The organism is Pseudomonas sp. FP1740, assembly GCF_030687165.1.
Classification (GTDB): Bacteria; Pseudomonadota; Gammaproteobacteria; order Pseudomonadales; family Pseudomonadaceae; genus Aquipseudomonas.
Map to the genome: position 1 here is coordinate 5,325,021 of NZ_CP117461.1, position 16,675 is coordinate 5,341,695.

Annotated in this window: 22 protein-coding genes; 7 read left to right on the forward strand and 15 right to left on the reverse strand. The window is 59.6% G+C overall.

Translation table 11 applies throughout. The annotated features are described in order from the left end of the window. The first annotated feature begins 129 nt into the window (after positions 1-129). The 4 genes from PSH69_RS23800 (at position 130) to tsaA (ending at position 3,219) form a co-directional block, all read left to right on the forward strand. The gene (locus tag PSH69_RS23800; protein WP_019580978.1) at positions 130-840 is read left to right on the forward strand and encodes an rRNA pseudouridine synthase; all 711 of its coding nucleotides are present in this window, start codon (positions 130-132) and stop codon (positions 838-840) included. Positions 841-915: 75 nt separating this feature from the next. Then, positions 916-1,386, forward strand: coding sequence for a DUF1456 family protein (locus tag PSH69_RS23805; protein WP_018926949.1), 471 nt, complete (start codon positions 916-918; stop codon positions 1,384-1,386). 193 nt (positions 1,387-1,579) lie between these two features. Continuing rightward, positions 1,580-2,350 carry an SDR family oxidoreductase gene (locus PSH69_RS23810; protein ID WP_305410010.1) on the forward strand — a complete coding sequence of 257 codons (771 nt, stop codon included), beginning with the start codon at positions 1,580-1,582 and terminating at the stop codon, positions 2,348-2,350. A 167-nt stretch (positions 2,351-2,517) separates the two neighbouring features. Then, positions 2,518-3,219, forward strand: coding sequence for a tRNA (N6-threonylcarbamoyladenosine(37)-N6)-methyltransferase TrmO (gene tsaA / locus PSH69_RS23815; protein ID WP_305410011.1), 702 nt, complete (start codon positions 2,518-2,520; stop codon positions 3,217-3,219). Positions 3,220-3,292: 73 nt separating this feature from the next. On the opposite strand, the gene fpr is transcribed toward tsaA, so the two are convergent. Further along, positions 3,293-4,072, reverse strand: coding sequence for a ferredoxin-NADP reductase (gene fpr / locus PSH69_RS23820; RefSeq protein ID WP_002554680.1), 780 nt, complete (start codon positions 4,070-4,072; stop codon positions 3,293-3,295). A gap of 122 nt (positions 4,073-4,194) precedes the next feature. On the opposite strand from fpr, the gene PSH69_RS23825 reads away from it, so the two are divergent. Beyond that, complete coding sequence (locus PSH69_RS23825; protein WP_018926952.1) at positions 4,195-5,121, forward strand: LysR family transcriptional regulator; 927 nt, start codon at positions 4,195-4,197, stop codon at positions 5,119-5,121. Here the strand turns inward: PSH69_RS23825 and PSH69_RS23830 are convergent. From PSH69_RS23830 to PSH69_RS23840, 3 genes are all read right to left on the reverse strand, one after another. Further along, positions 5,118-5,480: a diacylglycerol kinase gene (locus PSH69_RS23830; RefSeq protein ID WP_105340328.1), complete on the reverse strand. Its 363-nt coding sequence runs from the start codon at positions 5,478-5,480 to the stop codon at positions 5,118-5,120. The genes PSH69_RS23825 and PSH69_RS23830 overlap by 4 nt on opposite strands. Positions 5,481-5,555: 75 nt before the next feature. After that, positions 5,556-6,206, reverse strand: a complete 651-nt coding sequence (gene erdR / locus PSH69_RS23835) for a response regulator transcription factor ErdR (protein WP_019647846.1) — start codon at positions 6,204-6,206, stop codon at positions 5,556-5,558. A gap of 209 nt (positions 6,207-6,415) precedes the next feature. Continuing rightward, on the reverse strand, positions 6,416-7,174 hold the full coding sequence (locus PSH69_RS23840; RefSeq protein ID WP_305410012.1) for a tRNA-uridine aminocarboxypropyltransferase: 759 nt from the start codon (positions 7,172-7,174) through the stop codon (positions 6,416-6,418). A gap of 189 nt (positions 7,175-7,363) precedes the next feature. Here PSH69_RS23840 and PSH69_RS23845 point away from each other — a divergent pair, with 189 nt between their 5' ends. Continuing rightward, positions 7,364-7,789: a PA3611 family quorum-sensing-regulated virulence factor gene (locus PSH69_RS23845; RefSeq protein ID WP_018926956.1), complete on the forward strand. Its 426-nt coding sequence runs from the start codon at positions 7,364-7,366 to the stop codon at positions 7,787-7,789. On the opposite strand, the gene PSH69_RS23850 is transcribed toward PSH69_RS23845, so the two are convergent. Continuing rightward, positions 7,790-7,984, reverse strand: coding sequence for a hypothetical protein (locus PSH69_RS23850; protein WP_018926957.1), 195 nt, complete (start codon positions 7,982-7,984; stop codon positions 7,790-7,792). It abuts the gene before it with no gap. A 490-nt stretch (positions 7,985-8,474) separates the two neighbouring features. Between PSH69_RS23850 and PSH69_RS23855 the strand changes: the two genes are divergently transcribed. Then, on the forward strand, positions 8,475-9,593 hold the full coding sequence (locus PSH69_RS23855) for a TIGR00730 family Rossman fold protein (protein WP_305410013.1): 1,119 nt from the start codon (positions 8,475-8,477) through the stop codon (positions 9,591-9,593). Between the two features lie 42 nt (positions 9,594-9,635). On the opposite strand, the gene recX is transcribed toward PSH69_RS23855, so the two are convergent. The 10 genes from recX to PSH69_RS23905 all read right to left on the reverse strand — a co-directional run bounded on the left by recX (position 9,636) and on the right by PSH69_RS23905 (position 16,629). Continuing rightward, complete coding sequence (gene recX / locus PSH69_RS23860) at positions 9,636-10,103, reverse strand: recombination regulator RecX (RefSeq protein ID WP_026286484.1); 468 nt, start codon at positions 10,101-10,103, stop codon at positions 9,636-9,638. Positions 10,104-10,111: 8 nt separating this feature from the next. Then, positions 10,112-11,164 carry a recombinase RecA gene (gene recA / locus PSH69_RS23865; protein ID WP_007940559.1) on the reverse strand — a complete coding sequence of 351 codons (1,053 nt, stop codon included), beginning with the start codon at positions 11,162-11,164 and terminating at the stop codon, positions 10,112-10,114. Between the two features lie 83 nt (positions 11,165-11,247). Next, positions 11,248-11,748, reverse strand: a complete 501-nt coding sequence (locus tag PSH69_RS23870; RefSeq protein ID WP_019647843.1) for a CinA family protein — start codon at positions 11,746-11,748, stop codon at positions 11,248-11,250. 80 nt (positions 11,749-11,828) lie between these two features. Then, positions 11,829-12,347: a lysis system i-spanin subunit Rz gene (locus tag PSH69_RS23875; RefSeq protein WP_305410014.1), complete on the reverse strand. Its 519-nt coding sequence runs from the start codon at positions 12,345-12,347 to the stop codon at positions 11,829-11,831. Further along, positions 12,329-12,892 (reverse strand): glycoside hydrolase family 19 protein, encoded by a 564-nt coding sequence (locus PSH69_RS23880; RefSeq protein ID WP_305410015.1) that lies wholly within the window; start codon positions 12,890-12,892, stop codon positions 12,329-12,331. The genes PSH69_RS23875 and PSH69_RS23880 overlap by 19 nt, the downstream gene beginning before the upstream one ends. A gap of 49 nt (positions 12,893-12,941) precedes the next feature. Further along, a complete protein-coding gene (locus PSH69_RS23885) occupies positions 12,942-14,090 on the reverse strand; it encodes a phage tail protein (RefSeq protein ID WP_305410016.1) in 1,149 nt (382 codons plus the stop codon). Between the two features lie 11 nt (positions 14,091-14,101). Further along, positions 14,102-14,701, reverse strand: a complete 600-nt coding sequence (locus PSH69_RS23890) for a YmfQ family protein (protein ID WP_305410017.1) — start codon at positions 14,699-14,701, stop codon at positions 14,102-14,104. After that, entirely contained in the window at positions 14,689-15,732 is a 1,044-nt protein-coding gene (locus PSH69_RS23895) for a baseplate J/gp47 family protein (protein WP_305410018.1), read from the reverse strand. The genes PSH69_RS23890 and PSH69_RS23895 overlap by 13 nt, the downstream gene beginning before the upstream one ends. Further along, positions 15,722-16,120 (reverse strand): phage GP46 family protein, encoded by a 399-nt coding sequence (locus tag PSH69_RS23900; RefSeq protein WP_305410019.1) that lies wholly within the window; start codon positions 16,118-16,120, stop codon positions 15,722-15,724. The genes PSH69_RS23895 and PSH69_RS23900 overlap by 11 nt, the downstream gene beginning before the upstream one ends. Next, positions 16,120-16,629 (reverse strand): phage baseplate assembly protein V, encoded by a 510-nt coding sequence (locus PSH69_RS23905; protein WP_305410020.1) that lies wholly within the window; start codon positions 16,627-16,629, stop codon positions 16,120-16,122. Before PSH69_RS23905 ends, PSH69_RS23900 begins: the two co-directional genes overlap by 1 nt. Positions 16,630-16,675: the final 46 nt, after the last annotated feature.

Consider the following 16,675-nt stretch of genomic DNA (forward strand, 5'->3'; position numbering starts at 1 on the left):
TAAATTGACTGAACTACTGCCTTCGCGAGCAAGCCCGCTCCCACATAAAAACACATGAGGCAAATGGACTCGCGATTAACCCGCGCCCAGCAGGTACAATGCCCACCCCTTTTTTGTTACGGCCCTGTCATGACTGACCCGATTCGTCTCTCCAAACGCCTCATCGAACTCGTCGGCTGCTCCCGTCGGGAGGCTGAGCTGTTCATCGAGGGCGGCTGGGTCACCGTCGACGGTGAAGTCATCGACGAGCCGCAGTTCAAGGTGGACACCCAGAAAGTCGAGCTCGACCCAGAGGCCAAGGCCACTGCGCCGGAGCCGGTGACCATCCTGATGAACGTCCCGGCGGGCATGGACGCGGACAGCGCCATGGCGACCCTCAGCGCCGCGACCCTGAGCGAAGAACACCGCTACGGCAAACGTCCGCTCAAGGGCCACTTCCTGCGCCTGACCGCCAGCGCCGACCTGCAGGCCAACGCCAGCGGTCTGCTGGTGTTCACCCAGGACTGGAAGATTCTGCGCAAACTCACCGCCGATGCCAGCAAGATCGAGCAGGAATATGTGGTCGAGGTCGAAGGCGACATGGTGGCTCACGGCCTCAACCGCCTGAACCACGGCCTGACGTACAAGGGCAAGGAACTGCCGCCGGTCAAGGCCAGCTGGCAGAACGAAAACCGTCTGCGCTTTGCCATGAAAAACCCGCAACCGGGTGTGATTGCCCTGTTCTGCCAGGCCGTCGGCCTGAAGGTCGTCGCCATCCGCCGCATCCGCATCGGCGGTGTGTCCATCGGCAAAGTGCCGTTGGGGCAATGGCGCTACCTGTCCGGCAAAGAGAAGTTCTAAGGCTTTTCCCGCCGCCATACATTTCGGCGCCGCAGCTTCATGCGGCGCCCACAGCGAAATATCAGGACTGCACACATGATTCATAACGACGTACTGCGTAGCGTGCGCTACATGCTCGACATCAGCGACAAGAAAGTCATCGAGATCATCAAGCTCGGCGGCATGGACGTCACGCTGGAAGACCTGGTGACGTACCTCGACAAGAAAGAAGAAGACGAGGAAGGTTTCGTACGTTGCCCGGACGAAGTCATGGCGCATTTCCTCGACGGTCTGGTGATCTTCAAGCGTGGCAAGGACGAAAGCCGTCCGCCGCAGCCGATCGAAGTGCCGGTCACCAACAACATCATCCTGAAGAAACTGCGCGTCGCCTTCGAACTGAAGGAAGACGACATGCACGCCATCCTCAAGGCCGCCGAGTTCCCGGTGTCCAAGCCTGAGCTGAGCGCGCTGTTCCGCAAGTTCGGCCACACCAACTATCGCCCGTGCGGCGACCAGTTGCTGCGCAACTTCCTCAAGGGCCTGACCCTGCGCGTGCGTCCGCAGTAAATCGCGCCGCGCGCCCTGTAGGAGCCGGCTTGCTGGCGATGGCGATCTTGAGAACGCCATCGCCAGCAAGCCGGCTCCTGCAAGAGCGGTCGCAGACCAATCTATATAGATGTTCATTCCGCGCAAAAATAGTGGCTCCGCTTCCGGCAGCTGAAGACTAGGGTGTATTGACCCTCAGCTCTCAGGACTCGCCATGCATCCCTACTTCTCTCTGCAAGGCCGCACCGCTCTGGTGACCGGTGGCACCCGCGGTATCGGCAAAATGATCGCCAAGGCTTATGTCGAGGCCGGCGCCACCGTGTACGTATGCGCCCGGGACGCCGAAGCCTGCCAGCAGACAGCCGATGAACTGAGTGCTTTCGGGGTTTGCCATGCCGTGGCCGCCAACCTGGCGCATGAAGAAGGCGTTCAGCAGCTGGCTGCGCACTTGAGCGAACAGATCGACCAGCTGGATATTCTGGTAAACAACGCCGGCACCACCTGGGGTGCGCCGCTGGAGAGTTACCCGGTCAAGGGCTGGGAAAAAGTCATGCAGCTCAACGTGACCTCGGTGTTCAACTGCATCCAGCAATGTCTGCCGTTGCTGCGCAAGGCCGGTTCGCCGGCGAATCCGGCACGGATCATCAATATCGGTTCGGTGGCCGGGATTTCTTCCTTCGGCGAACAGGCGTATGCCTACGGCCCGAGCAAAGCCGCCCTGCACCAACTGTCGCGGATTCTGGCGCGGGAACTGGTGAGCCAGCACATCAACGTCAACGTGATTGCCCCAGGGCGCTTCCCGAGCAAGATGACTCAGCACATTGGCAACGATGAACAGGCGCTGGCCGAAGACACGGCGTTGATTCCGATGAAGCGCTGGGGCCGGGAGGAAGAAATGGCGGCGCTGGCGATCAGCCTGGCGAGTACGGCCGGGGCGTATATGACCGGGAATGTCATTCCTTTGGATGGTGGGTTTAGTCTCTGAACTCTTCCCGATGATCGTTCCCACGCTCTGCGTGGGAATGCAACCGGGGACGCTCCGCGTCCCAAGAGCGGACGCAGAGCGTCCATTGAGGCATTCCCACGCAGAGCGTGGGAACGATCTTTGGGTGGGTTATCATGCTGACCCTCAAATCGCTTTGACCCCAGACCATGACCTACAGCGTTTCCCCCATCGGCTTCGTGCGCTCCTGCTTCAAGGAGAAGTTCGCCATTCCGCGTCAACCGCAACTGGCCCCAGCCGCTCGGGGCGTACTGGAGCTGGTGGCGCCGTTCGATCAGGGTGATGCGGTGCAGGGGCTGGAGCAGGTCAGTCATGTGTGGCTGTTGTTCCTGTTCCATCAAGCGCTGGAAGAAAAGCCACGCCTCAAAGTTCGCCCGCCGCGTCTGGGCGGTAACAAATCCATGGGCGTGTTCGCCACCCGCGCGACGCATCGCCCCAACGGCATCGGCCAGTCGGTGGTCAAGCTGGACAAGGTCGAAGCCAATCGGCTGTGGATCTCCGGCATCGACTTGCTGGACGGCACCCCGGTTCTCGACATCAAACCCTACGTGCCCTACGCCGACATCATCGACACGGCGTCCAACAGCATCGCCAGCGCCCCGCCGCTGCTGATTCCCGTGCAGTGGACGGACTCGGCCCTGCAACAGGCCCACGGCCACGCTCAGCGGCTTGGCGAGCCCCTGGTCGAGCTGATCGAGCAATGCCTGGCACAAGACCCACGCCCGGCGTACCAGATTCCTACGCCTGAGCGCGAATACGGCGCGCAGTTCTGGGATCTGGATGTGCGCTGGCATTACCCGGAAGCCGGGCTTATCCGCGTTCTCGAAGTCATCCCCGTGTCCAACGCCTAGGCGATTGCGTCCCGCATAAAAAAGCCCCCATTGCCTGCACAGGCAATGGGGGCTTTTCAGTGATGCGGTGTTCTTACTTCTCGACGAACGCCCGCTCGATCAGGTAATCACCCGGCTCGCGCATCCGCGGCGAAACGGTCAGGCCGAAGCTGTTCAACACTTCGCTGGTCTCGTCGAGCATGCTCGGGCTGCCGCACAGCATGGCGCGGTCGTCCTGCGGGTTGATCGGCGGCAGGCCGATGTCGCTGAACAGCTTGCCACTGCGCATCAAGTCGGTCAGGCGGCCTTCGTTTTCGAACGGCTCGCGGGTCACGGTCGGGTAGTAGATCAACTTGTCACGCAGGGCCTCACCGAAGAACTCGTTCTGCGGCAGGTGCTCGGTGATGAATTCGCGGTAAGCGACTTCGTTGACGTAACGCACGCCGTGGCACAGGATCACCTTTTCGAAACGCTCGTAGGTTTCCGGGTCCTGGATGACGCTCATGAACGGCGCCAGACCGGTACCGGTGCTGAGCAGGTACAAATGCTTGCCAGGCTTCAAGTCATCCAGCACCAGGGTGCCGGTAGGCTTCTTGCTGATGATGATCTCGTCGCCTTCCTTCAAATGCTGCAACTGGGAAGTCAGCGGGCCATCAGGCACTTTGATGCTGAAAAACTCGAGATGCTCTTCCCAGTTCGGGCTGGCAATCGAGTAAGCGCGCATGAGCGGCCGGCCGTTGGGCTGTTGCAGGCCGATCATCACGAACTGACCGTTCTCGAAGCGCAGGCCCGGATCGCGGGTGCACTTGAAGCTGAACAGAGTGTCGTTCCAGTGATGAACACTGAGGACACGCTCGTGGTTCATGTTGCTCATGTACGTGGGACTCCTGGAGATTTTGCCTGCGCCAATGATGTGCACAATTGCATCGCATTCTAATGGCAGCGACAATATCTGTTAAATGGATTATTAAGATAAGGGTTATCGGTTATATCGATATGCGATTTACTCTCCGTCAACTTCAAGTATTCGTCGCCGTCGCCCAGCAGGAAAGCGTATCCCGTGCCGCGGGCCTGCTCAACCTCTCGCAATCGGCGGCGAGCACCTCGATCACCGAGCTGGAGCGCCAGTGCAGCTGTCAGCTGTTCGATCGCGCTGGCAAACGGCTAAGCCTCAACGCCCTCGGCAAGCAGCTGTTGCCGCAAGCGGTGGCCCTGCTTGATCAGGCCAAGGAAATCGAAGACTTGCTTAACGGCAAGTCCGGTTTCGGCTCCCTGGCGGTCGGCGCGACCCTGACCATCGGCAATTACCTGGCCACCCTGCTGATCGGCAGCTTCATGCAGCGCCATCCGGAAAGCCAGGTGAAGCTGCATGTGCAGAACACCGCCAACATCGTGCAACAGGTGGCTCACTATGAAATTGATCTGGGTCTAATCGAAGGCGACTGCAGCCATCCGGACATCGAAGTGCAGAGCTGGGTCGAAGATGAACTGGTGGTGTTCTGCGCGCCCCAGCATCCGCTGGCTCAACGCGGTATTGCCACCATGGAGGAGCTGAGTCATGAGGCGTGGATTCTCCGAGAACAAGGCTCTGGCACGCGGCTGACCTTTGACCAGGCCATGCGTCACCACCGCAGCGCGCTGAACATTCGCCTGGAACTGGAACACACCGAAGCGATCAAGCGCGCGGTGGAGTCAGGGTTGGGGATTGGCTGCATTTCGCGCCTGGCGCTGCGCGATGCGTTCCGTCGTGGCAGCCTGGTGCCGGTAGAAACACCGGATCTGGACCTGGCGCGGCAGTTCTATTTCATCTGGCACAAACAGAAATATCAGACATCGGCGATGCGCGAGTTCCTCGAACTGTGCCGCGCCTTCACCGCCGGGGTTCAGCGCAGCGACGAGATCGTTCTGCCTGCCATCGCTTAAAGCAGGATCACCGCCCATACCAGCGCGATCATGCTCAATGCCACGAGTTGAGCGGCACTGCCCATGTCCTTGGCGTTCTTGGACAGAGGGTGCAACTCCAGGGAAATGCGGTCGATGGCCGCTTCCACCGCCGAGTTGAGCAATTCGACGATCAACGCCAACAGGCAGACTGCAATCAGCAGCGCCTGCTCGACACGGCTGACATTCAGGAAGAACGACAGCGGAATCAGGACGGCATTGAGCAACACCAGTTGCCGGAAGGCCGCCTCGCCGGTGAAGGCCGCGCGCAGACCGTCCAGGGAATAGCCGGAGGCGTTAAGAATGCGTTTTAGGCCGGTCTGGCCTTTGAAAGGTGACATAGAGTAAGCAACTGACCAAAAAGAAGTGGGAAAGCTAGATCAAGCAAGGTCAAAAAAGCGTGAACATGTAACGCCTTAGTGGCTCGAAATTGACTCAAGTTGTTGCAAGAGCAGCGCCGCCTGAGTGCGGGTGCGTACATTCAGCTTACGGAAAATCGCCGTGACGTGGGCCTTGATCGTCGCTTCGGAAACGCTCAATTCATAAGCGATCTGTTTGTTCAGCAAACCTTCACAGACCATGGTCAACACCCGGAACTGCTGGGGCGTCAGGCTGGCCAGGCCTTCACTGGCCGCCTTGGCTTCGTCGGAAACGCTGACGGCTTCGAAGGCCTGGGGCGGCCAGAAAACATCACCATCGAGCACTGCGCGTACGGCTTTTTGAATGACGCTCAAGTCACTGGACTTGGGAATGAAACCGCTGGCGCCGAATTCACGGGACTTCACCATGATCGACGCTTCTTCCTGCGCCGACACCATCACCACCGGAATCTGCGGGTACTGACCACGCAACAGCACCAGCCCGGAAAAACCGTAGGCCCCTGGCATGTTCAGGTCCAACAACACCAGGTCCCAATCGGCCTTTTCGGTCAGACGGTTTTCCAGCTCGGCAATGCTCGCCACTTCCACCAGCCGGACATCCGGGCCCAGGCCCAGGGTCAACGCTTGATGCAAGGCACTACGAAAAAGAGGGTGGTCATCGGCAATCAGGATTTCGTATGTGGCCATTTTTCAAATGATCCTGTTTTTCAAACAACTCCAGGTGCAGCCACGCAGATGCACCAACAGGGCACGTTCAACGCCAATCACATGGCTATTCACGTAAAAATACGGCGTATCAAACGATGGCCGCGCCCCAATCGGCGCCAAGCATGCCCAGCGAAACCGGGGTGGTCAAGATACATAACCGGTACAGTTCTTTGCAGTATGGGCGACAATCAGAACATGGCGGGGACGTCGTTATGAACAAACGGCATCAGCTCGGCGTGGGCCGGTGTGGCGAGGTTCATGTCCAGCTGGTTTTTCGCGTCCAGATAATGCTGACTGAACACGTCAAAATAAGCGTCCAGCGCTGACGCGGCCTCGGTATCACCGGCCAGATCGAGACACAGTGCAGCCACTTCAGCGGTGCATAAATGTTCGCTACGGGTGGAACGGCGCAGTCGATAACGTGACAGTTTTTCGGGCAGCAGGCTCAAGATCGGCAAGCGATCAAAATACGGGCTCTTGCGAAAGATCTTTCGGGCTTCGGTCCAGGTGGCGTCCAGCAGAATGAACAGCGGGCGCTTGGTGCTATCGACTGCGACACTGTGGGTAACTCGCTCGGGTTCGACGTATTCGCCCGGAAACACCAGGTACGGTTGCCATTGCGGATCGGCCAACAGCACCAGCAGTTGTTCATCGACTTCAGTGCGAGACCAGATGAATGCATGATTGTCGCGCACCACATCAGCGATCAGCCAACCGGTGTTGCTTGGCTTGAACACTTCTTTGTTGGTCATGATCAGGCACACGCCGCTGCGGGTTTCGACCTGCGGGCGCCAGGCGCACAGACAATGGCTCTCGATCACGCGGCAGGCACGGCAACGCGGTGCACGCCAGCCACGGGCCTGAATCGGCTTGATGCCCTCCTCCTCTCGCTGATCGCGCAAGCGGGCGACGGCGTTTGCGGCAAAGCGCGGGGTGACAGGGTTCATCGCAGGCAGCACCGTAGTGGATGGAAAATCGACACGAAAAACACTCGCAAGAGCAAAAAGTCGCGGCAGTTTATCAGAGCAGCCGGTGCAAGCCTGTACCGCTCAGACCTCCTCCCCTATAATTCGCCGCCACTGAACGCACAGTCATGTGCCTGGTCGAACCACCAGTCACTGAACCAGGAGAGTTTCATGCTGCGCCTTATCGTTCCCACCGCTGCCATTTTGCTGGCGTCGTCCTTTAGCGCTCAGGCTGCATCCTTGAGTGAGCAGAATCTCAACAGAGAGCTGCGAAACGTCGCCGTACAAAGCAGCGTTGGCACTCCAAGGGCGATCAACGAAGACATTCTTGATCAGGGCTACACCGCCGAAGGAAAAGTGCTGATCAACCACTTGAGCGTGCAAAGCAGCCACGCCGAAAAAATGCGCGCCGATCCCAAAGCGGTGTACTTCCAGCTTGGCGCCTCCGTGTGCAGAAACCCAGGGTTCCGCAAGCTGATGGCCAAGGGCGCGATCATGCGTTACGACTTCACCGAGGTGAAGACCAACCGTCCGGTCGGCTCCGCCAGCTTCCAGGACTCGGACTGCCCGAAAGAGACTCCCGCGAAGAAGAAGTAATTACCTGGCATTGGCGCGCCGCTGTTCATCCTCGGCGCGCAGCTCTGCCAACAGCGCCTGCAAATAACGCGAACGTCGCTCCCCACCCTCCAGACGTCGGCAGCACTCTTCTTCGAGACTCAAATGATGGGTCTCGGCCGATGCTTTCAGCAATCGATACAGTTGCGCATCGATCTCCAGAGTCACTCTGGGCATGGTTTCCCGCCTCCCTGCATGCATTGATCGCCGTTGATCACGCGATAAATCCCTGAATTGCTTGAATGTTGCGTCCTGTCGTTAACGCAAAATTGTCGTGTCACGCCTGTAACTTAGTAAATCAGAGCGCGGGACATGCGGCTTGCGTTCAGACGAGCGGTGAAAGCACCTTGCAAATCGTCAATAAGCGGTTGCCACGAAAGACTTTGCGGCGCAATGATCAAGCCAGCGCAAATCGTTGCGAGGGTCTAAATTCAAAGTGTTCATGTTGTTTTTTTGAGGGCAGAAAAGGGGCTGCCCATTACGGTGTCTTATTGTGCGAACGTTTCTTTCATTCAAGGGATAAGCAGAGCCCGTATGGATGGCTCGATTGCAACCGAGTCAAGTAGAGCGCCCGGGCATGGGCTTGGGCAGACAGCGACACAAGGGGTGTCGCGGCGCCGACGATTGTGTTGTCGGGCCGAGGGTTCTGTGCAGAAGGAGAAGTTGAATGCCTTACCAACCGAATGACCTACTGAGCCGTCATTTTCAAGAAAGCGGCCACGACCTCACCAGCAAGGTCGAAGAACAACTCAACCTGGTTTCACCCAACAGCCCCAACATCCCGATTTACCGCGACATGATCCTGACCGTGCTGCGCATGGCCCAGGAAGATCACAACCGCTGGAATGCCAAGATCACCCTGCAAACCCTGCGTGAACTCGAGCACGCTTTCCGTGTGCTGGAGCAGTTCAAGGGACGGCGTAAAGTTACCGTTTTCGGCTCGGCCCGCACGCCGATAGAACACCCGCTATATGGTCTGGCCCGAGAACTGGGCGCCGCCTTGGCGCGCTCGGACCTGATGGTCATCACCGGTGCCGGTGGCGGCATCATGGCGGCGGCCCATGAAGGTGCCGGCCTGGAACACAGCCTGGGATTCAATATCACCCTGCCCTTCGAGCAACATGCCAACCCCACGGTCAATGGCACCGCCAACCTGCTGCCCTTCCACTTTTTCTTTACCCGCAAGCTGTTCTTCGTCAAGGAAGCCGATGCGCTGGTCCTGTGCCCAGGCGGTTTCGGTACGCTGGATGAAGCACTGGAGGTGCTGACCCTGATCCAGACCGGCAAAAGCCCGCTGGTGCCCGTGGTGCTACTGGATGCACCAGGCGGCACGTTCTGGCAAGGCGCGCTGGACTTCATTCACCATCAACTGGAGGAAAATCGCTACATCCTGCCGACCGACATGAAGCTGTTGAGCCTGGTCTATAGCGCCGAAGAGGCCGTGGAGCAGATCAACCAGTTCTACAGCAACTTCCACTCAAGCCGCTGGCTCAAACATCAGTTCGTGATTCGCATGAACCACAAGCTCAGCGACCGGGCGCTTGAACACATGCAGGAGGCATTCGCCGACCTGTGCCTGAGCGATCATTTCCATCAGCATGCCTACAGTGGCGAGGAGCACGACGAAGCACAGTTCAGCCATCTGGTGCGCTTGTCCTTTACCTTCAACGCTCGTGATCATGGCCGTCTGCGAGAATTGGTGGATTACATCAACCTGCCGGAAAACTGGGCCCAGTCCAGCCCCCAGGCGCAGCAGCGCACACGGGAACCGTCCAAGGTAACGTGATGCAAAAAAACGGCCCGCTATCGAAATAGCGAGCCGTTTCAGTCAATCGTCCATCCCTCGGCCGCTGAACAAGCGGCTGATCATTTCCATGGAATATCCCCGATAACTCAGGAACCTGCCCTGTTTGGCACGTTCTCGGGCGTCTATCGGTAAATGCCCGGAAAATTTGCGCCGCCAGGTGTCTTCCAGTTGCTCCTGCCAGTCGATCCCACTCTCGCGCAAGGCGAGCTCAATGTCGGTACGTTGCAGGCCACGCTGGCTCAACTCTTCGCGAATGCGCAAAGGGCCATAACCGGAACGGGCACGGTAGGAAACGAAGCTTTCGAGGTAACGGGATTCGGACAACAAGCCCTCTTCCGTCAAGCGGTCGAGTGCTGTGTCGATCATTTCAGGGGGGGCGCCGCGCTGACGCAGTTTACGCGTCAGCTCGACTCGACCGTGCTCGCGTCGCGCGAGCAGGTCCATTGCGGTTCGCCGCACCGCGACGAGTGTATCGAGTACGGCGGTCATCGGATCGATCAGATATCAGCGTCAGCCAGGTCGTCTTCGGTCTCTCTGACAGCCGAAGCCTTGACGTCCGGTGCTGGGGTCAGCAGCTTGTCGCGCAGCTGCTTCTCGAGAGTCGCGGCGATTTCCGGATTGTCTGCCAGGAACTTGGCCGAGTTGGCCTTGCCCTGACCGATCTTGGTGCCGTTGTAGGCATACCAGGCACCGGACTTCTCGACGAAACCGTGCAGCACACCCAGGTCGATCATCTCACCGTTGAGGTAGATGCCCTTGCCGTAAAGAATCTGGAACTCGGCCTGACGGAACGGCGAAGCCACCTTGTTCTTCACGACTTTGACGCGGGTTTCACTACCGACGACTTCATCACCTTCTTTCACCGCGCCAGTACGACGGATGTCCAGACGAACCGAGGCGTAGAACTTCAGCGCGTTACCACCGGTGGTGGTTTCCGGGCTGCCGAACATCACGCCGATTTTCATGCGGATCTGGTTGATGAAGATCACCAGGCAGTTGGCGTTCTTGATGTTACCGGTGATTTTACGCAGCGCCTGGGACATCAGACGGGCTTGCAGGCCCACGTGCATGTCGCCCATTTCGCCTTCGATTTCAGCCTTTGGTACCAGAGCGGCCACGGAGTCGACGATGATCACGTCAACAGCGTTGGAACGCACCAGCATGTCGGTGATTTCCAGGGCCTGCTCGCCGGTGTCCGGCTGGGAAACCAGCAGGTCGTCGACATTGACGCCCAGTTTGCCGGCGTACTCAGGGTCGAGAGCGTGTTCGGCGTCGACGAATGCGCAGGTCGCGCCGGCTTTTTGAGCCTGGGCGATCACCGACAATGTCAGGGTGGTTTTACCGGAGGATTCAGGACCGTAGATTTCAACGATACGGCCTTTTGGCAGGCCGCCAATGCCGAGCGCGATGTCCAGACCCAGAGAGCCAGTGGAAATGGCCGGGATCGCCTGACGGTCCTGATCGCCCATACGCATTACGGCACCCTTGCCGAATTGACGTTCGATCTGACCCAGGGCCGCAGCCAAGGCTTTCTTCTTGTTGTCGTCCATTAAAGTCCTCACGTAATCAATAAGGCCTGACGGCCAACACCTGTATAAGTAGCCAGTATTATTCCACAGCGTTTCAGGATCGCCTACCCCTGATTTGAGATTTCTCCAGCGGTATGCCGCAGCAGCCCCTCTAGCGCGGCCTTCACCGTTTGTCGGCGGACCTCGTCGCGGTTACCGGCAAAGTGCTGGACCTCGCTGAATACCTGCTCACCGACGCCCCAGGCCAGCCACACCGTCCCCACGGGCTTGTTCGGCGAGCCGCCATCCGGCCCCGCCACACCGCTGACCGCCACGGCAAAACGCGCCCGGCTTTTTTCCTGGGCGCCTCGGACCATGGCCTCGACCACCTCGCGACTGACCGCCCCGACGGTTGAAAACAACTCGGCCGGGACATTCAATTGCTGGGTTTTCTGACGGTTTGAGTAGGTGACATAACCGGCCTCGAACCACGCCGAGCTCCCCGGAATGCGGGTGATCGCCTCGCTGATCCCACCGCCGGTGCAGGACTCGGCAGCAGTGACGTGGGCATTGAGAAGCTGCAAGCGTCTGCCGAGTAGATCGGCCAGATGAGTGATCTCTTTCACGGCTCTCTCCTGATCGAGCGGAATGAGGCCTACCGTACACGAGCGAATCGCACTTGCAAGGTTCGGGATCGATCAAAATGTTAGTGAGCCAGAGCCCTGACATAGGCCTGACAGGCCTGCAAGGCAATCAATCCGCTGTCACCGGCGTCGGTGATGGCGATAATTCGTTGAGCATGCGCCGGGTCAAGTCGGGCTCGCGGGGCGCCATGATCCACGCCGCCGGCGCCGGAGGCGGCTGGCACAGCACAGGTTGAGGCAGCGTCATGGGCATCGAGGAGGACTGACAGGCGCACATCAGCAGAGGCAAGACGATCGCGCAGGCGACCTTGATCACGTTCGGCATCGCTAAGCGCTCGATAATGGGTTTGTTCACTGGCCGACAGTCGCTGCTCCAGGGCTAGACGCCTGTTTTGTTCGGCCTGTTGCTCGGTGGCGGTCGCCAAAGTCAGTTGATTAAGGGTCTCGACGTGCAGCCTGGCCTGTTCCGCCAGTTGCCGGCCGTAGCGCCAATCCTGAAACTGCCAGGCCAGCGCCGCCGAACAGCCGGCCAGCACCAGCAGACCGATCAATCGCCAGCCGTTCAGACCGAAGACTGGCATAGCACCGCCCTCGCCCGCGCCCAGAGTTCCAGGCGATCCTGCAACCCGTTCAGCCCGCCGTTGATACGGCGGGTGATGCTGTTGAACTGGTCGCGATCGGCCAATTCATTCAGGCCGTTTTGTTCCCAAAACCATGCCGCTGATTCGGCTGCCCACTGAGGCTGCTCCAGCAATTCAGGCAGAGCCAGCAGACGTTCATCGCCAAACAGGCCGAGACTGCATTGACGGTAGTTGTTATGCCCGGTGACCTGGATCAGGCCTCGGCCACGGTACTTTTGACCGTCGCCGTCGGGTTCCGGGGTATTGCCCAACCGGGTGGCCAGGGTGCCGGTGTCGTATTTGCTCAGGTATTGCGTGCTGCCCAGTTCGCGTACGTACTGCAACTGCCCCGATTCATGGCCGACTTGCGCGAGGAAGGCGGCGATGCGCTTCGGGGTGTTGATGTTGCGGTGGGACATGGCGGTGTTGAGGGCAGCAATGAAAACGCCCGCTTGGGAGCGGGCGTTGGGGAAGATGTTGCGCAACTGTTGATCGGTGAAGCGCATCACTCGCTCCTGTGGTTAATGGATGAAACTCGCAAAATCGATGCTGTGATCAGTACTTGATCACATATAACAATGCGACGTTTCGAGGACGCGATTCATTACCACCGACCGCTGCCACGGTAACGGTGTGGGCATGATCGCCAACGGCAGCTACTGCAACAGCATGGACGTGATCCCCCACCGCGTTGATCGCCAGACCGTGGGCATGGTTGCCCGCTGCAGCGGTCAGCGCGACGTAATCGCCCGGCCCGCTGCCCGTGCCCTGGCGGCCGTAAGATGTGTTGTTACCGGAGGCTAGAATGCCATGCTGGTGATCCCCGGCGTTATTTGTAATACCGGAATGGGTGTGGGTACCTGCCCCCCCTGTCGAGGCGCCATGGGTATGGGTACCCGCAGCTGCTGTCGTTGCCGTGTGAGTATGCGAGGCGTTTTGCCCAACTTGCGCGCTACCCAATTCCCGCGCGGAATCGATTCCACGACTATCATCCCAGCCACGGACGAATTCGCCGCGCAGATCCGGCAGGGCAAAGGTTGTATTGCCATTACCAGCACCGAAGCGCGTACCAATCGCCGCAAACAGCGCTGCATATTGTGTACGAGAGACAATGTCACCGTTGCACTTGAGCCAGCCTTTGGGTGGCTCTGCTGTCGCTACGGTTTTGATGTCACCGATGTCACTGCCGGTCTGCTTGATCATCCCCGTGCTAGCGATCATCACCCACGCCCCCTCGGCAATCGAGCTGTTCCACTGTACCCAGACATCGCCACCCGCGGTAATTTCTCCGTCCTGAACAGCGTTATGGTCAACACCTACGATAGGCTTGGCCGCCATCCCGTTCGGGGCGAAGGTACTAGCACCGGTGTTGGCATGAACCGCTTTAAAACGCAGCACCAGCCCATCGACCAGTTCGAGGAGCACTGGCTTGTAGTTGGCACTGTAAGCGTTGGCCGTGCCAGTATCCAATGCGTAATCAACCAACCCTGCCTGATTGATCTTGCGTACAGCCAACAGCAGTTGTCCAAAATCGACTTCGTCAGGAGCGACCCCTGCCCCCTTGATGACACCCAACAACTCTTCCGTAACAGCATTGCCCCATGCGGCCGGGATCAACGACCCTGGCATGCCGGTCAGCGGGTTTTCATCGACAAACTTACCGTTGACCAGTCCGACGCTGGCCACGCTCTTTGGATAATCCATTTCTCTACTCCTTAGTCATAGTTGATATGCACTTGCGTATGAGCCGGTGCACTGCGGTGGATAAGGCATTCCAAGGCAGAGCCTGGATTCATGCCAAAGCGTTCGCCCCAATAACTGGCGCCAAAGCGGCGCCCCAGTGAAAGGCGTCCGCCAGTGTTGAGGGTCCACATGAACTGCACCTGCCAGGTGCCGAAATGCGCTTGGCCAAACCGTGAACAGCCCATACGCGGAGCCCGGTGCTCGGTTACGGTGGCGTTTGGGTAACCCTGGCTCTTGGCGATTTCGACGTAGTAACCGACGGCCTGACTGCCGACGGCGAGCAGACGGCGGCGCACGGCCAGGCGACGGTCGTCGAATAACGGGGTGGCACCCAGGCAGGGGTCGGGCAGGTTCATCACCCGTTCCCAATCGGGCACCAGTTCGCTGACACCGGCCGGGTCCATTTCATTGAGCAGGTCGGCGGCGCGGGCGTCGAGGCGAGCCAGTTCCTGGGCGACGCCTTCGAGCACTTCTTCGAGTTCCGGGACCCGTTCGGGATCCCAGGCCGGGCCGCTGGGCAACAGGCTGCGCAGTTGCGCGTGGTATTGCGCGGCAGTTCTTATGCCCCCCATACGCAACCTCCAAAGGTCAGCAACTGATTAACGTCAGCGTCGACATTGGCTGTGGGCGAGGTCAGTGTGTGATCGCTTTCACCGGTGGCACTACTGATGGCTTCGCGGATGTGGCTGATCAGCAAGGTGTCGCCCAAACCGGCTTCTCGGTTGTGCAAATCACGCAGTTGCGCTTCGACAGCAGCCCGCACAGCGGTGGTGTCGGGGGTGAGCGTCAGTCTGTACGTAACCGGCACTTGTATCGGTGGCAACACATACAGCTCAGCCATGACCGGTCGCAGCGGTTCGATGTAAGCCTGAACTTCGGCCAGTTGTGCCGCGTCCGGGATTGGTTGCGGATCGTCGTCACGCATGATGTACAGGCTGACGGTTCCCGGCCCCAAAAGGCTGCCGCGACACCACGCGCGAGTCACGCCGGGGCATTCCAGCGCCCAGGTTTCGTAGTCTTGCGCCGAGCCGCCATGGGGAATGATGCGGTAGGACCTGATGACTCGAGAGCGCAGGGATTCCAGGCTTTCCCGCGCGATACCGCCGATCAATCCCGGCGCCATGACTGTGAAGCTGTTACCGGCAATGCCCTGGATTGGCTGCACCGGAATCAACGTCATGCCGGCCTCGGCGTTGCCCAGGCTGCCGGCTTCGAGCGCGGTGATGGTGGTGCTATTGACGCCGTTGCTGGTGGTGCGCGCGGCGGTCACTTTGTAGGTGCGACCGTCGCTCGATTGCAGCAGGGTGTCGACGTCCAGCACGGCACCGGCGCTGGCGGTAAAGCTGACGCTGCCGCTGGCCGCTTGTGCGGACTTGCGCGGCTGGTTCAGACGCAGTGCGGCGATCCGTTCCAGGGTCGATTCATCGGCCTTGTCCGGGAGGATCTGCTCGGCGATCCAGTCCAGATAGCCATACAGCCCATAGGCGGCGCCACCGAGGGTGCGGGCCAGCACTTGCGCATCGGACTGGCGCAGCGAATCGCTGGCCAGGTCGCTTTGGGTGCGCTTGATCAGCACCGGCAGCGAAGGGGTTTCAAACGGCATAGATCACCTGCCAACTGTTATCGGGGTTGATGTCCAGGCGTTCGCCGTCGGCCAGGGTCAGGACCGTGCGCAGGTTCAGGCGCTGGGCGTCGAGGCGTTCGCTGATGATGTCGATGGCGCTGCAATGGCCGTCGTCGATCAGCCATTGCAGGGCTTCGTGGGCATAGAACTCGGCGTCCATCTGGGTCTGGCGGGTCAGCTTGACCCGGCGCAACAGCCACAACCGCGAACCGATGCGGTCGTCGGCCACCGTAGGAAAGCTGTCGCCCCACCAGCCGAAACGCTCTTCGTCGTCGAGGGCATCGTCATCGGCGGCGCGGCGCCAGGTGAACAGGCTGATCAGCACTGCACGGGTCAGTGCGGCGTGGAGGTTCTGGCTGATCAACATCACTGCCCTCCCGCCGGTGCGCCGGTCTGGCCGTTGCCCGCTTGCACGCCGACGTGCACGTGTTTGATCTGGCTGATTCCGCCGGCAACTTGATCGCCGGTAGAAACGATTTTTCCGCTCTGGTTGATCACGGGTGTGTCGAAGTTGACTGCACTGCTGGCGCGGATATTCAGGGTGGCGGTTTCGATGTCGATGATCCGCCCGCGCTTGAAGTGGATCTTGTCGCCTTCGTCGGTGTAGATCGCTACTTCTCCCGCGGCCAGGGACTGGAGGCGATAGCGGCGGTCGGCGACTACCAACACGATGGCATGGGAGCGATCACCGCCCAGAAATGTAGCGACTCCTTCGGCGCCAGCCAGTGGGTTGCTGGTGAATCCGTAGGGTTCGAAGTGCTCCATGTCGTCGTTCACTTCGCCGGCGGTGAGGCGCATTTGCAGCGATTGAAGCTTGGTGGCCGAGTTGGCGAGCACGACAGTGCCGCGCGCCAGGAGGCGTGTCAGTAAGCTCATGTTGAATTCCTTGGAGGGGCGAGGCCGAAGGCTGCGACCTTTTAAG